A 14,523-nucleotide genomic window follows, 5' to 3' on the forward strand; every position below is an offset into this window, starting at 1 on the left:
TGCCAAGGTGAAGACATAGACAGCAATCGAAACAGCGGCCCGATGTGGTCGCCTCTCCCGGAGGACATCATCGCCATGACCACCGCTGCAGACCTTCCGGTCGTCGTCATCGGCGCAGGCCCCGCCGGGCTGGCGGCCGCCGCGCACCTCGTCGAGCGAGGCATCGAACCGCTTGTCCTGGAAGCCGGGCCGACCGCCGCCACCGCGGTACGCGGCTGGTCGCACGTGCGGCTCTTCTCCACCTGGAGCGAACTGACCGACCCGGCCGCTGAAAAGCTCCTGGCACCGACCGGCTGGGCCAAACCCGAAGGGGGCGCCTACCCCACGGGCGCCGACTGGACCGGGCAGTACCTCCAGCCGCTCGCCGATGCCCTCGGGGACAAGGTCCGTTACGGCGCCACCGTCACCGGCGTCTCCCGCCTCGGCCGCGACCGGACCGTCGACGCCGACCGCGAGCAGCAGCCGTTCACCATCCGCATCAAGCGCGCCGACGGCGCCGAGGAGCGGATCCTGGGCCGTGCCGTGATCGACGCGTCCGGTACCTGGTCCACCCCCAGCCCCATCGGCGCCGACGGCCTCCCGGCTCTGGGCGAACACGCCGCCTCCGCCCGCATCTCCTACCGCATCCCCGACCTCAAGGACCCGGCGGTCCGGGCCCGGTACGCGGGAAAGCGCACCGCCGTCATCGGCTCCGGCGCCTCCGCGTTCACCGCCCTGGCCGCCCTCGCCGACGTGGCGAAGGACGCCCCCGGTACGCACTCGGTGTGGATCCTGCGCCGTGGCATCAGCGGCTCCACCTTCGGCGGCGGCAGCGCCGACCAGCTCCCCGCCCGCGGGGCCCTGGGCCTGGCCGCCAAGGCCGCAGTCGACCACGGATACGCCGACGCCGTCACCGGCTTCCGTACCGAAGTCGTCGAGACCCTCGACGACCGTCTGACCCTCGTCGGCGAGGACGGCCGGCGCCTCGATCCGGTGGACGAGGTCATCGTCCTGACGGGCCTGCGCCCCGACCTGTCGTTCCTGTCCGAGCTCCGCCTCGACCTGGACGAGCGTCTGCAGGCGCCGGTGGAACTCGCCCCGCTCATCGACCCGAACCAGCATTCCTGCGGCACGGTCTATCCCCACGGCCACCGCGAGCTGTCCCACCCCGAGCAGGGCGTCTACCTGGTCGGCATGAAGTCCTACGGCCGCGCCCCCACTTTCCTCGCCATGACCGGCTATGAGCAGGTCCGCTCGGTCACCGCCGCCATCGCCGGCGACACCGAGTCCGCCGACCGTGTCGAACTCACCCTCCCGGAGACCGGAGTGTGCGGCGGCGCCGGACTCTTCGACGACCCCGCCGCCGCCCAGGTCGACGAAGGCGGCTGCTGCGCTCCGGACCCCGCCCTCGTGCAGATCGGCGCCGGCATCTCCGTGCCGGTCGCAGCCTCTGAGGACACGGCGTCCGGCGGGTGCTGCGGGTCCTGAACCACCGCGCACCGGCCACCCCGGCCGGGGCGCTCCCCTGTGTCAGGAGGAACGTCATGTCACGCATACAGCTCGCTCTGCGCGTCCCCGACCTCCACGCTTCGATCGCCTTCTACAGCAAGCTCTTCGCGACCGAGCCAGCCAAACTGCGCGAGGGGTACGCCAACTTCGCCATTGCCGACCCACCGCTCAAGCTGGTCCTCGTCCAGGGCACAGCGGACACGGAGACGCGGCTGGACCACCTCGGCGTCGAAGTCGACACCGCCGAAGCAGTCCGCTCCGCCACCTCCCGGCTCCAGGACGAAGGGTTGGCGACCGACATCGAGACCGACACCACCTGCTGTTACGCCCTCCAGGACAAGGTCTGGGTGCATGGCCCCGGCCAGGAACCGTGGGAGGTCTACGTCGTCAAGGCAGATGCCGGCTCAATGGCCAAGCGGAAGAACAGCACCTGTTGCGCGGGCCCGGCCGTCACCGAAGCAGGCGCGGCCGCGCCGGCCGATGCCGGTGGCTGCTGCCCGTGACCCACCTCGATGCCCGCGGGGCCACGACCGGCACGGGGGACCGGTCGTGGCCCCGCGCCGTACTGCCCGTCTTGCGGTACGTGCGGTAGTCCTCGCCGGCGCGACCATTCCCGCCCACGCGTTCGCACTCAAGGCCCTCTGGCCGACCGCGCCGCCACCGTCTCCGCACGCCCGAGGCTCCGCGACCGCGGTCTCACGCAGCCGGGCCTTCTGGATGCTCGCCACAGCCCTCACCCTTTCCGCCCGCGCGGGTACACGGCGGGCCAGGCAGCATGGCACTCGGCCTCGGCGGCGCAGGGCAAACGCTGGGACGTGCCCTGCACGCAAGGTCTGGCCGCTGGTACCGGCGTGGACAGAGCGGCCGGCAGCGAGCCGGACAGCGGCCTTGGCGTCGGATGCGGAGAGGGCCGGACCTGGCCGCAGTGCCGAGCCCTACCCGTGCTGCAAATCCTGAGACGGCAGCAAACAGTCCGAACAGCATCGATTACCTCTCCACCGAGGACACGAAAACCTATACCGGCGGGAGTAGACATTGGGTGGGGGTGTGGCTATGGTTTCTCTCGTAACCCAGACAGACCGCAGGGCCTGGCAGAGACGAACTGCCGGGCAGCAGAAAAAGAAAGTGCAGTGCGCAGGACGGTGCGGTGGTGGAGTTCCGAAGCCAGGGGTGTAGCAGGACGGCGACGGGACTGACGACCGGACCGGGTGGCCCGAAGTCATCAGGGGCCGCCACGGGCAGTACCGCAGTGGTTGCAGGATCCGCAGTGAAGTAGTGAGCAGCACCTCGGTGAAGGCGTCGGCTGCGGGCGCGCGCACCGGGAGGTTCGGCAGTGGGGTTCCAAGCCAGAGCAGACGCAGGATGGGCAACGGGGCTGGCTGCCGGAAGTGGCGCCAGGAGAGGCCACAGCAGTAACAGCAGTACGCAGTCCCCCGCTTGGTAAACATTGATCAACGAGGGAAGAACGGAGGGACCAGGCGCCATCAGGATCGCCCGGACGCCACGCGAGTCCGGGTACCGCAGGACATCGATAGTGAGGTGGTCTCCGGTCACGCAACCGCGATCCCCGCACCCCCGACAGAGCTCAGGTCGGGCGGGCGGACACAGAAGGCCGGTGCAGCATCAGGGCCGGCAGATGGTGTAGGAGTTCCTTCGGGGCCCGGGTGCCAGATGGCACCCGGGCCCCTCAACGTGTTCCACCGAGAGGTGACGGCAGACGACCCCTTCGGGCGTCTCGATGACGACGCCTACCCCGCCTGCGCCATGGGCCGGGCCGCCGAGATGCTCGGCACCACCCGGCGCGCTCCACTTTGACGCCCTCAACCACGCCCGCTCCACGGTGTGTGGGTCGAAGGCGGCGGACGGGATGGGAGCTGGGGTGGATGGTGGGTCAATGAGCGTTGCCATGTGGTCAGCACGGTCGCAATGCTGATCAGGCTTCGCGTCTCTACCAAGCCGATCTCAGATCCCGGCGGTCACTCGGAGTCTGCTCAGGCAGGTCACGGCCCTGGTCGGTCCGGAGCAGGCAGCCCGGGTCAGGCGGAAACTCCTCGGTGGGCGGCGCCAGTTCATGGAATCGCTCCGTGCGGGGAAGAGGTACTTCTACCAGCCTGCCGTCATGGATCATCCAGAGACCGAAGCATTCGTCGTCCTGGTCGTGGATCAGGACCTGCACACTTTCTGGGCAGGGCCACGGGAGAGACTCCAGATGTCGCAGTAGCCCAAACCGCGGTCGCATCCGTTCGAACTCCGTAGCCCAACCAGGGCCAGGGCCCGGCCACTGGCCCTCTATCGGCACGAACCGGCCTCGCCAGGTGCGCTTCTCGTCATCCTGAGTGAGTGGCTTCATGACTTCTTCCGCGTCTATTGCCAGCACGATGACCTGCGCGAATCTGCTCATGCCGGAGTATCGCCGCACGTCCTGAGGTCACTGCAACCGATTCCGTAGGCGGGACGGGGCGGCGCTCAAGCACCGAAGAGCCGAGAGGACTGGGGAGGACGTGTGTGCGCGGACGCGCTCTCATCGGCCGGATGTGGAGTCGTCGGCCGGGCCTCCCGCGCGCCGAGGCGGGCCAGACGTCCGCAGTGACATCCACGGCTGACACCAACAAGCCCCGACCGGGGCGGTCGGTGCCGTACGTCGGCGAACCGTTGGACGAGGGTTCCGCCCGGTTGGCCAAGGTCGCCAACCAGACACAAGGGAGCCTCTGGCTTGCCTCGATACCTCACAGCTTTGCGTTGAGGGTCATGAACGAACGGCGCTCGATGAAGTGCTCAAACCTCGGCTCGGGGGACCCACCAGACTGGTCCAAGCCGCACATGTAGAGCTCTGGGCGGTTCGACAGCAACTCGAAGTCACGGACGGCATCATCGAATGCACAGATGACGCCGGGCTCGGTCGCAGAATCGATCACCAGGACGTGGTCATGGGTTCCCAGCGGCGTTGCTCTTGCCCAACACACTGCCTCATCGTCTGAGACGCCGTCGAGCGCGAGGGACCGGCACGGCAGCCCCCGCCAGTCGATGCCTTGCCCCGCCCAGGGGAGGGTGCAGAGATAGGCGTCGAACGCCGCAGCAAGCGCAACTGTGCTGATGGAAGCATCGCGGTCCACCATCCAGGTGGAGATCTCTTCGGCACGCACTCGCGCAGGTTAGCCGAGCCGCCCACCACGCCGGTGACGAGCCCGTACGTGCCGCGTTCGGACGGGAAAGCCAGGAACAACGGTCGTCGGCGGGCGACGCGCACAAGAACGCCCCTGACCGAGTTACCTGGTCAGGGGCCGCCCACCTGCGGTGGGTGTGGGGAGTGAGCCGCGCTGTCACATCGCTGCGACGACGGCTTTCAGGACGGCTGTCGAGCTGGGGCGACCCCTGTTCTCACGGAGGCGATCACGGCGGAAGCGCCTCCGGTCACGACGAGGCTCCCCACCATGACCATCACCACGCCGACCAGGAACAAGCCGCTCGAGTCGTCCGACCAGTCGTAGAAGGCGGCGACGGTGAGGCCGGCCGTGACGCCCAGTACGGCGCCCGCGATGTAGCGCCGGGATGCCGCCCAGTACACCGGCGCCAGCAACGTCAGCACCAGCCCGATCACCTGCCACGCCTCGTACGGGCCGGTCTCCGAACCATCAGGTTGCACGTCACGGTGCTGGTCCCAGCCCAGCCAGGCAGCCCACACGGCTAGCGTCATCACAGCCAGCGCGAGGATCGCCATCAGCTGGGGGACGAGTTTCAGAGGTCGTTGCGACATGGCTCAAGCGTCCCGGCTCACCCTGGAAGCGACGAGAGTCCACGTACTCACTTCTGCATGAGTAAGGCGGCCACGGATCACAAGTCCCCCGTGCCCGACCGCGTCAGATCGATCGGGGGCTCACGGGGAACTGGGGCTGCCGGCGGAAGTCATGGTCAGCAGGCACCGAGGTCCGCGTTCCACAGGTCAGGCCCCAACTCGCCCCAACTCGCCCAAAAAGCGGGAGTCAGAACGTCGAATCCTGCCGGGGCCCGTGGCATTCACGTCTGACATCAGGCCGCCGCCCTGCCGCATCGACTCAGGCCTTGGGCCTCCACCGCGCGGTCGGCCGTCCGACAGCGGGTGCGTCGGCCCCGCTCCGGTGCCGGACCTGAAAGCTCTGTTGACGCGCCTATGTACAGGCGACGTTTACCACCAGTAACTTACCGCGGAGTAATAACACCTGTCCTGCTGCACGCATCGGGGGAGTCATGAACCGGATCACCGTCAGCCTGCTGGCCACCGCCGCCGTCACCGCCCTCACCGTCGGTACGGCGCCGGCTGCGATGGCCGCGCCCACCGCGGGGGAACAGGCGAACGCCACGGCGTCCGACCCGTTCTACCGCTACGACGGCAGCAAGCCGCTGTCCTCGTACCGGCCCGGCGACGTACTGAAGAAGCGCACGCTGGACTACCACATCGTCGGCATCCCGACGCCGGTGAAGGCCATCCAGCTGCTCTACCGCTCGACCGACGCCCAGGGCCGGCCCTCGGCGAACGTGACCACGGTGGTCCGCGGTCACCGCAGCGACGGCAGCAAGGCCGTGTCGTACCAGTCGTTCTACGACTCCCTCGACCCGGAGGACGGGCCCTCCCGGGCCATCGCCGGCGACGTCTCCCTCGGTGGCGTCATCGCCAACGTCGAGACCATCGTTCTGGCGCCCCTGCTCCTCCGGGGCTATGACGTCGTCATCCCGGACACCGAGGGGCAGAGCGCCGACTTCGCGGCCGGCCCGGGGTACGGGACGAACACGCTCGACTCGATCCGCGCGAGCACGCGCGCCGAGGGGACGGGCCTGAACAGCGCCACGCGGTTCGGCCTGTTCGGCTACTCCGGCGGGGCCATCGCCACCAACTGGGCGGCGGCCCTGGCCCCCGAGTACGCCCCCGAGGTGAACCGGCAGCTGGTCGGCTTCACCGAGGGCGGGCTGCTCGTCGATCCGGCGCACAACCTGAAGTACGTCGACGGCGCCCTGGTGTGGAACGGCGTGATCCCGATGGCGGTCATCGGCGTCACGCGCTCGTACGGCATCGACATCAAGCCGTACCTCAGCGAGAAGGGCCTCAAGGTCTACGAGGAGCTCGAATACGGCTCGATCGTCGATGCGCTGGGCCGCTACCCGGGGATGACCTGGAAGGACATGACGAAACCGGAGTACAAGGACCCGAACTCCATTCCCGCCTTCGTCGATGCGGTCAACAAGATCAACCTCGGTCAGGCCGCCACTCCGACCGTCCCCGGGCTCATCGGACAGGGGAACGCGGGCGTGCTCGAGGGCACGCTCGGCAACCCGGCCGGTATCGGCACAGGGGACGGTGTCATGGTCGCCGGCGACGTGCGGGCGCTGGCCCGGCAGTACTGCGCCACCGGCAACAAGTCGATCAAGTACGAGCAGTACAACCTGCTCAGCCACGTGGGTTCCATGCTGTACTGGGCGCCGCGCGCGATGTCCTGGATGGACGACCGCTTCGCGGGCAGGACCGCCCCCACCAGTTGCGGCAGGATTCCCGCGGGCAACTCACTGGCGCCGGAGATCCCGACCGTCGCGAAGTGACCGGCCGGGCCGCCGCAGCGCGGCCCCGCCGCCCACGGCCCGGCTGCCGCGATCAGCCCCGGCGCGTGGTGTGGGGAATGCTGAACGACGCAGGGCGTACCCGGTGGAGCGGTGCTCCCTCGGGTGCGCCGGTGTCGATCAGATTCACCATCAGCGGGGTGCTTCCGACCGGCCCGGCGTCCAGTGCGCGCAAGCGGTACCGCTCGCTTCGCACGGCGTCCCGGGCCAGGGCGAATCCGCCGGTGTACGAGCTGTGGGGCGGCGCGTCGTTGGCGATCCGCAGCTCCTCGCGGCGCCACGTCCCTGTCGTCCGGTCCCACCGCTCCAGCGTGAATCCGTCCTGCGGAGGGCGTTCGGCGGCCGGGGTTCCGTCCACCAGGATCTCCATCTGGAAGACCAGGCGCAGGTGGCTGTACGCGCGGCTGTTGCCGTTGCGGAGGGTGAACGTCAGTTCTTGAGGCGCTCCGCCGCGCACGAGGCCGATTCTGCCGCCGGGCGTGGCCATGGACATGGACAGCAACGTCGGCACGGGGGTCGCGGTGGCGGCCGCGGGCGCCGGACCTGGTGAGGTGGGCGCGCCGTTCACGCTGGTGGCCGTCCGCTCGGGACTCGGCGAGGAGGGCGCCGAAGGATCGGGGGAACCGCTTCGCTCCGGGGCCGAGGAGGAATCCGGCGTCGACGAGGAACTCGGGGCGGCGGCAGCCGTGGACGCGGCGGGTCCGGAGCGGCTTCGCGAGGCGTCCTGATCGTCACAGCCGGTGGCCGCGACGGCCAGTAGGGCCGCGGTGGTCATGCCTGTGATGACGCCGCGTCTGAGCCGCATGCCGTCTCCCCCTGACGTTCCGCCCTTGAGGTGCGTCGCGAACCTAGCCTGGGCAGGCCGCGCCACAGGAGAGGGAACGGGTAACGATCGTGCTCCAGTGGTCAACTGGGTCCGCCGGTCGCGCGGACCGTTCGACTTCCGCGGCCCGATCCTGCGCCAACTCCGGCTCGGGCTCTCCGGCTCCGGCTCCGGCTCCGGCTCCGGCTCCGGCTCGGAGGTAGTGCCGGCTATGCCGCCCCGCCCGTCAGGACTCGGAATCCGGGTTCAGGGGCAGCCGCATGATCGTCAGGTCGAGCCACCGCCCGAACTTGATTCCGGCCTCCCGCACCGTGCCGACGTGCTGGAACCCGAACCGTTCGTGCAGCCGGATCGACGCGGCGTTGCCGGCCTCGATATCCGCGATCATGACGCGATGGCCGGCCTCGTGCGCCGAGGCGATGAGAGCGGTCATCAGCGCAGTGCCGACGCCGAGCCCGTGCCTGCCCTCGCGAACGTAGACCGAGTCCTCCACGGTGTGGAGGAATCCGTCGAGTTCGCGCCACCGGCCGTAGACGGCGAACCCGGCGACCTCGCCGTCCACTTCGGCCACGACCGCCGATCCGCGCTCCACGTGGAGGGCGAGCCAGGCGGCCCCTTCGGCAGGAGACTGCGGGGTCTGTGTCCACAGGGCCGTCGAGTGCTCGATCGCATGGTTACGAATGGTGAGGACGGCTTCCGCGTCGCCGGAGTACGCCGGTCGGACCACCACCGCCCTGGTGGTTTCGTATATTGGATTCATGTCCAACATGATAGACAGCCATGCTCTGGTGGGTCTGATCGCTGCCCGCGTCCGTACCGAACGGGACCGCCGCCGGTGGACCCTCGCCCAGCTCGCGGAGGCTTCCGGCGTCTCCCAGGCCATGATCAGCAGGATCGAGCGCGGCGAGAGCAGCCCCACCGCCGTCGTGCTCGGCAAACTGTCCGCCGCCTTCCAGCTCAGCGTCTCCTCCCTGCTCGCCCTCGCCGAAGGAACCACCGACGGGACAGCAGGCAGAACCGCCGGGCTGCGCCGCGCGGCCGACGCAGCCGAGTGGCGCGATCCCGCCACCGGTTACCGGCGCCGTCAGATCACCGGACCGCACTTCCCCGCGGAGATCGTCGAGATCCGCCTGCCCGCCGGCGCCCGGGTGCCCTATCCGGCGGCGGCCTTCGCGTTCGTCCGGCAGGTCGTCTGGGTGCTCGACGGGCGCCTGACCTTCCACGAGGGCGACGCCGTGCACGAACTCGGCACGGGCGACACGATCGAACTGGGCGAGCCCACCCCCTGCGTCTTCGCCAACAACAGTGACGCCGAGTGTCGTTACGCCGTCGTCCTCACCCGGGACCAGCGACCATGACCGACGGGACACGCCGGCAACCGACGGCCATGACCGACGGGACACACCCGGGGCCGACGGCCGTACCCGGCGGGATGAGCCGAGGCCGCACGTTCCTCCTCGCCGCGATCGCCGGGACGGCGATCGCGAACAACTACGCCATCCAGCCCGCGCTCACCGACGTCGCCGCCCGGCTCGGCGTCCCGCTCTCCGTGATCGGCCTCGTGCCGACCGCCGCGCTCATCGGCTGTACGAGCGGATTCGCGCTGCTGCTTCCCCTGGCCGACCGTCTCGCCCCCAACCGCCTGATCGCCGGCCAGCTCACCGCTCTGGCCGCCGCCCTCGTCGCGGCCGCGACCGCCACCGGCGCGGGCGGGCTCCTGGCCGCCTACGTGTTCGTCGGAGCCGCAGCCGGCGTCGCGGCCCAGGCCGGCAGCATCGTCGGCCGCCACGCCCGGCCCGAACGCCGCGCCGCCGCCGTGGCCACCGTGGCCGCCGGAATGTCGGCGGGCATCCTGCTCAGCCGTCTGGTCGGAGGCACCCTCGCCGACGTACTCGGATGGCGACAGATGCTGCTCGTCTTCGCCGCGCTCGCCCTGCTCGGCGCGCTCGCCGCCTCGACGCTCCTTCCGTCCGAGCGGCCACCGTTGCGCCACGGGTACCTGGCCGCCCTCGGCGCGCTCCCCCTCCTGCTGCGGCAGCACCCCGACCTGCGCCGTGCGGTGGCCGCCGGCGGCCTGTGGTACTTCGCGTTCAACCTCGTCTGGGTCACTCTCGTCCTCGCGCTCGGCCGGCCTCCCCACTCGCTGACCGCCACCGACATCGGGCTGTACAGCTTGGCGGGCATCCTCGGCTTCGCCCTTCTCCCGCTCACCGGGCGGCTCGCCGACCGCTGTTCACCCGGCATGGTGATCACCGCCGGCATGCTGGTCGCCGCGGCCGGGACCGCCCTGCTCGCCACGGGCCTGGACACCCCGCCGGTCACCGCGCTCGGACTCGCCCTCTTCGACGCCGGCTGCTTCGCCGCCCAGGCAGCCAACCAGAGCCGTGTCATGGCCATCGACCCCGACCGCAGCGGCAGCCTCAGCAGCGTCTACCTGGTGCTCTACTTCATCGTCGGAGCCATCGGTACGGCACTGGCCGCGCCCCTCCTCGCAGCCATCGGCTGGCAGGGGACTTCGCTCACCGCCCTCGCCGTGCTGCTCGCCGCCGCCTTCGTCGGGCACACCGGGATCCGGCGGGCCCACCGTGACTCGCCACGCGTCCCCGCGGTCGGTCCCCGGCACGGGCGCTGACGCCGGAAGGCTGACACTCAATGACGGTGGGTCTCCCACCAGCGGGCCAACTCCCCCACCCGGCCGTCGAAACGACGATCGAGGAAGGACATCGGAGCCGGCAGGGTCAGGCGTTCGCCGGTGACCAGGGAGATGTTCACCGACGACACCCCGAAGGTGCGGCGTACGTCGATGCCCGAGACGTCCGCCCAGCGGATACGGCGCTCCCGTCGGCCGAAGGGCGAGAACGTCACCAGGTGCTCGACGGTGAGCCGTACACCCGTGGAGCGGGTCAGGACCATGGCGCCGAGGACGCCCGCTCCGGCCGCGTACGCGCAGTCGCGCAGTTCCGCGGCCGTCATCGGGTCGGCCGTCCACCGCAGACCCAGGCAGAGCAAGCCTGTCGCCAGGGCCATCCCCAGGACGAGCGGCACAGCCGACTGCGCGGTACCGACCCGGAATTCAACGCCTTGCTCCCTGCGCCGCACGCGGCCTCACGCCCCTCTTCGCTCACTGCACCGGCGACCACCCTCTCGCCATTGCCGTCGGCCGGTAAGCCGCTGAACGATCACGCTTTCCGCCGCTGAGTCGCAGCTCTGCGCAGAGGTCGTCCCGGTCAGGGACAGACCGGGCTGTCCGGCACGGGGATGCGCCCCGTCGGGCGCTCCGCGCGGAGCACGGCGCGGGCCGCCGCGAGGATCTCCTCGTCCGCCTCCACGCCGGAACCCGCCAGCACCTGGAGCAACCGGGTCCGCCACACATCGGGGTCCGTCTCGTACGCGTCCAGCACCCGTACGCCGTAGCCGCCCCCACTCATTCCCTCTGCCCCGGCCGCGGCCCCGGCCAGCCTCCGGCGGACCGCTTCCCTCAGCCCGGCGTAGAGGTCGTGGACGGTTCCGCGGGCGGAGCCCGTGAGCCCTGCCGCCGCCCCTGTCGCGAACGCGGTGGCCACCAATTCCACTTCGGTCACTGCAACTCCCCCTTCAGTTGTGCGGGTTGTGCGATCTCGTACACGCCACCATGGCCAGGGGTGCTGCAATGCTGATGAAATTCCGATGACGTACGTGAGCGGAGGCTTCTCGGTGGACGGGGGAACTCCTCAAGAGCTCCGGATCGACCTGCTCGGGCCACTCCTGGCCTGGCGGGGCGAAACACCGGTGGACCTGGGACCGGTCCGGCGCCGGGCCGTGCTCGCCGCGCTGGTGCTGCGCGTGGGCACGCGGGTGAGCCATGAGCAGTTGCTCGACGACCTGTGGGACGGGCAGGTGCCGGGATCCGGCCACAAGGTTCTACCGAGCCACATCCACCCACTGCGCAAGGCACTCGACGTGACGGGCGCCGGACCGGCGGGATCGGTGATCCGCAGCGGCAAGGGCTGGTACAGCTTCGGCGGCGACGGAGTCCGGCTCGACGTGACCGAGCTGGACGAACGGGCAGGCAGGGCGCGGCGGGCGAAGGTGTCCGGCGACGTGAGCACCGCGATGGACCGGTACTCCGAGGCGCTCGCCCTGTTCCGTGGCGAGCCCCTGACCGGCCTGCCGGGACAGCGCGCGCAGGCGGAGCGCCGCCGGCTGCTGGAGCGACGGCTCTCGCTCCGGCTGGAGAGGCTCGAGTGCCTGGTGCTGCTCGGCCGGTCCCCCGACGCGCTGGACGAACTCGCCGCGCTGTCCACGTCCGACCCCCTCAACGAGTCGGTACTGGCGCTGCGTATGCGCGCCCTGTACGGAAGCGGGCGCCAGGCGGAAGCCCTGAACTCCTTCCAGGGCATGCGGGGGCGCCTGCGCGACGAACTCGGCGTCGATCCCGGCGAGGAACTGCGCCGGATGTACGACGCCGTGCTGCACCAGGACGACGACCGCCTCCTCGGACCGGCCACGGGGCGTTCCACCGCTCCCGCAGCCCAGCCCTCGTTCCGCCGCACGGTGAACGACCTGCCGGGCGACGCCGGCCATCTGATCGGGCGGGAGGCGGCGCTGGCACAGCTGATCGCGCCCGCTCCGCCCGGATCCGTATCGATCATGACGGTGGACGGTGCGGCCGGGGTCGGCAAGACCGCGCTCGTCGTACGCGCGGCCCGTGAGCTCAGCGACCGGTACCCGGACGGCTGCCTGTTCGTGGACCTGCGCGCGCACAGCACACAGCGGCGGCAGGTGCCGGAACGAGCGCTGCAGCGCCTGCTGCGCTCGCTCGGCGCGGCCACGGGTGAGCTGCCGGACGACCTCGAAGAACTCACCGCTGTCTGGCGCGCGACGACCAGCCCGCTGCGACTGCTGCTCGTGCTGGACGACGCCCTGGACGCCGACCAGATACGCCCACTGCTGCCCGCAGGAGCGGGAAGCAGGGTGCTGGTGGCCGGCCGGCGGCGGCTGGCGGAACTGGACGCCGACCGCCGGATCACCCTGGAACCCCTGGGGAGCGGGGACGCCGTGTCCCTGCTCACGCACATCATCGGGGAGGACCGCACGAGCAGCGAGCCGGAGGCGACGCGTCAGCTGGTGGGGCTGTGCGACGGGCTGCCGCTGGCCCTGCGCATCGCCGGGTCGCGGCTGCAGAACCGCGGCGCCTGGACGGTGGGTTACCTGGTGAGCCGCATGGCGGGCGACGAGCACCGGCTCGGCGAACTGAGCGTCGGCAACCGCAGCGTGGAGGCCGCCTTCCGCCTCTCGTACGACCAGCTCGCACCCGAGCAGCAGCGCGGGTTCCGCGCCCTGGGCATGGCGCCGACGGTCGAGTTCGACGTGCTGACGGCGGCGACCATGCTCGACGGATCGTCGCTCGACACCGAGCGGATCCTGGAAGGCCTCGTCGACACGAGCCTTCTGCAGCATTCCCGCCCGGGCCGCTACCGGTTGCACGACCTGGTCCGCGTGCACGCACGGCGCCTCGCGGAGGGCGAGCCCGCCGAGGCCGTCACCGCACGCCGGGCCGCACTCCGCCTCTTCCTGGACGCTGCCAGGAGCACCAGCGACTTCGGCCCGGCCGGTTTCCCCACCGGACCCGAGCCCGCCGGCTCACCGTTCGAGCCCGCCGACTCACCGTTCGAGCACTGGCAGGACGCGGAGACCTGGCTGGACGCGGCCGGTGGAGAGCTCGCCGACGTCGTCGGACACGCCGCCGCCCTCGGTGAGGCCGACTACGCCTGCTGGATCGCCGAGGCGCTGGTCGACTACTTCGTACGGCAGGGCCGCTACCACGAGAGCCGGACAGCCCTGGAGATCGCCCTCACGCACGCGGACGAGGCCACGGACGAGCGGATGGCCACCGCGCTGCGGAACTGCCTGGGCTACACCGGGGTGTACCAGCGCCGGTACCGGCGGGCCCGCACCAGCATCACCGAGGCACTGGACCTCAGCCGGCGCCGCGACGACCCGTTCGAGGAGGCCCGGGCTCTCGCCGCGCTGGGGGCCGTCGACCTGAGCGTGGGAGAGGACGACCGGGCGATGCGCCATCTCACGGCGGCGGTGGACCTGGCCCGGACCCTGCGCAACGACTGGATCGCCTCGATCGCACTCGTCACCCTCGGCCTCGCCCACCAGTTCCGGCGACGCAACGAGGAGGCGCTGGCCTGCTTCGCCGACGCCCACACGCACGCCGAGAGGGACGGCAGGCCGCGCGTCCTCGGCAGGACCCTGACCTGCGCCGCCGACGTCCACCTCCGCCTCGGCCACTACGGTGAGGCCAGGAGCCGGTTCCGTCAGGCGGTCGAACTGGGTGAGCAGGTCGGGGACGTCTTCCTCTGCGCACGCAGCCTGACACGGCTGGGCACGGCGGAGCGGGGCGAGGGAAACCCGAGCGCGGCCATCGCACTCCACCACCAGGCTCTCCTTCAGCACCAGTTGCTGTCCCCGCTCACCGACCCCAGTTACCACTGGCTGGAGATGGACATCCGCAGCCGTCTCGGCCACGCCTACCTGGCGACCGGCCACGTGCTGGAGGCGCGCCGGCAGTTCCAGGCCGTGCTCGACGTGCACGAATCCCGCGCACCGCGGCGCTGAACGTACGCCTGGCCACCGGG

13 protein-coding genes and 1 pseudogene are annotated in these 14,523 nt (G+C 70.7%); 8 read left to right on the plus strand and 6 right to left on the minus strand.

Annotated elements, in window-relative coordinates; translation table 11 throughout:
- Positions 1-75 precede the first annotated feature (75 nt).
- From ABZS61_RS10435 to ABZS61_RS10445, 3 genes and pseudogenes are all read left to right on the plus strand, one after another.
- The gene (locus tag ABZS61_RS10435; RefSeq protein WP_356417749.1) at positions 76-1,467 is read left to right on the plus strand and encodes an NAD(P)-binding domain-containing protein; all 1,392 of its coding nucleotides are present in this window, start codon (positions 76-78) and stop codon (positions 1,465-1,467) included.
- Positions 1,468-1,523: 56 nt separating this feature from the next.
- Positions 1,524-1,991 (plus strand): ArsI/CadI family heavy metal resistance metalloenzyme, encoded by a 468-nt coding sequence (locus ABZS61_RS10440; RefSeq protein ID WP_356417750.1) that lies wholly within the window; start codon positions 1,524-1,526, stop codon positions 1,989-1,991.
- 1,204 nt (positions 1,992-3,195) lie between these two features.
- Positions 3,196-3,288, plus strand: a pseudogene (locus ABZS61_RS10445) (MerR family transcriptional regulator); the annotation flags it as partial.
- Between the two features lie 926 nt (positions 3,289-4,214).
- Here ABZS61_RS10445 and ABZS61_RS10450 read toward each other — a convergent pair.
- A complete protein-coding gene (locus tag ABZS61_RS10450) occupies positions 4,215-4,631 on the minus strand; it encodes a hypothetical protein (protein WP_356417751.1) in 417 nt (138 codons plus the stop codon).
- A gap of 200 nt (positions 4,632-4,831) precedes the next feature.
- A complete protein-coding gene (locus ABZS61_RS10455) occupies positions 4,832-5,242 on the minus strand; it encodes a hypothetical protein (RefSeq protein ID WP_356417752.1) in 411 nt (136 codons plus the stop codon).
- A 470-nt stretch (positions 5,243-5,712) separates the two neighbouring features.
- Here ABZS61_RS10455 and ABZS61_RS10460 point away from each other — a divergent pair, with 470 nt between their 5' ends.
- Positions 5,713-7,056, plus strand: coding sequence for a lipase family protein (locus ABZS61_RS10460; protein ID WP_356417753.1), 1,344 nt, complete (start codon positions 5,713-5,715; stop codon positions 7,054-7,056).
- Positions 7,057-7,108: 52 nt separating this feature from the next.
- On the opposite strand, the gene ABZS61_RS10465 is transcribed toward ABZS61_RS10460, so the two are convergent.
- Positions 7,109-7,567 carry a hypothetical protein gene (locus ABZS61_RS10465; protein ID WP_356417754.1) on the minus strand — a complete coding sequence of 153 codons (459 nt, stop codon included), beginning with the start codon at positions 7,565-7,567 and terminating at the stop codon, positions 7,109-7,111.
- Here ABZS61_RS10465 and ABZS61_RS10470 point away from each other — a divergent pair.
- Positions 7,566-7,802: a hypothetical protein gene (locus tag ABZS61_RS10470; RefSeq protein WP_356417755.1), complete on the plus strand. Its 237-nt coding sequence runs from the start codon at positions 7,566-7,568 to the stop codon at positions 7,800-7,802. The two genes, ABZS61_RS10465 and ABZS61_RS10470, sit on opposite strands and share 2 nt — an antisense overlap.
- Positions 7,803-8,123: 321 nt before the next feature.
- On the opposite strand, the gene ABZS61_RS10475 is transcribed toward ABZS61_RS10470, so the two are convergent.
- Complete coding sequence (locus ABZS61_RS10475) at positions 8,124-8,657, minus strand: N-acetyltransferase family protein (protein WP_356417756.1); 534 nt, start codon at positions 8,655-8,657, stop codon at positions 8,124-8,126.
- On the opposite strand from ABZS61_RS10475, the gene ABZS61_RS10480 reads away from it, so the two are divergent.
- Together ABZS61_RS10480 and ABZS61_RS10485 are read left to right on the plus strand one after the other, a co-directional pair.
- Positions 8,656-9,255, plus strand: a complete 600-nt coding sequence (locus ABZS61_RS10480; protein ID WP_356417757.1) for an XRE family transcriptional regulator — start codon at positions 8,656-8,658, stop codon at positions 9,253-9,255. The genes ABZS61_RS10475 and ABZS61_RS10480 overlap by 2 nt on opposite strands.
- A 29-nt stretch (positions 9,256-9,284) precedes the next feature.
- Positions 9,285-10,529 (plus strand): MFS transporter, encoded by a 1,245-nt coding sequence (locus ABZS61_RS10485; RefSeq protein WP_356417758.1) that lies wholly within the window; start codon positions 9,285-9,287, stop codon positions 10,527-10,529.
- A gap of 17 nt (positions 10,530-10,546) precedes the next feature.
- Here the strand turns inward: ABZS61_RS10485 and ABZS61_RS10490 are convergent, their stop codons facing one another.
- Together ABZS61_RS10490 and ABZS61_RS10495 are read right to left on the minus strand one after the other, a co-directional pair.
- Positions 10,547-10,924, minus strand: a complete 378-nt coding sequence (locus ABZS61_RS10490; RefSeq protein WP_356417759.1) for a hypothetical protein — start codon at positions 10,922-10,924, stop codon at positions 10,547-10,549.
- Positions 10,925-11,124: 200 nt separating this feature from the next.
- Positions 11,125-11,478: a hypothetical protein gene (locus ABZS61_RS10495; protein WP_356417760.1), complete on the minus strand. Its 354-nt coding sequence runs from the start codon at positions 11,476-11,478 to the stop codon at positions 11,125-11,127.
- 85 nt (positions 11,479-11,563) lie between these two features.
- On the opposite strand from ABZS61_RS10495, the gene ABZS61_RS10500 reads away from it, so the two are divergent.
- Complete coding sequence (locus ABZS61_RS10500; protein WP_356417761.1) at positions 11,564-14,503, plus strand: BTAD domain-containing putative transcriptional regulator; 2,940 nt, start codon at positions 11,564-11,566, stop codon at positions 14,501-14,503.
- The last annotated feature ends 20 nt before the right edge of the window (positions 14,504-14,523 follow it).

The sequence above is a fragment of the Streptomyces sp. NPDC005566 genome (assembly GCF_040605575.1).
In the GTDB taxonomy this organism is placed as follows: domain Bacteria; phylum Actinomycetota; class Actinomycetes; order Streptomycetales; family Streptomycetaceae; genus Streptomyces.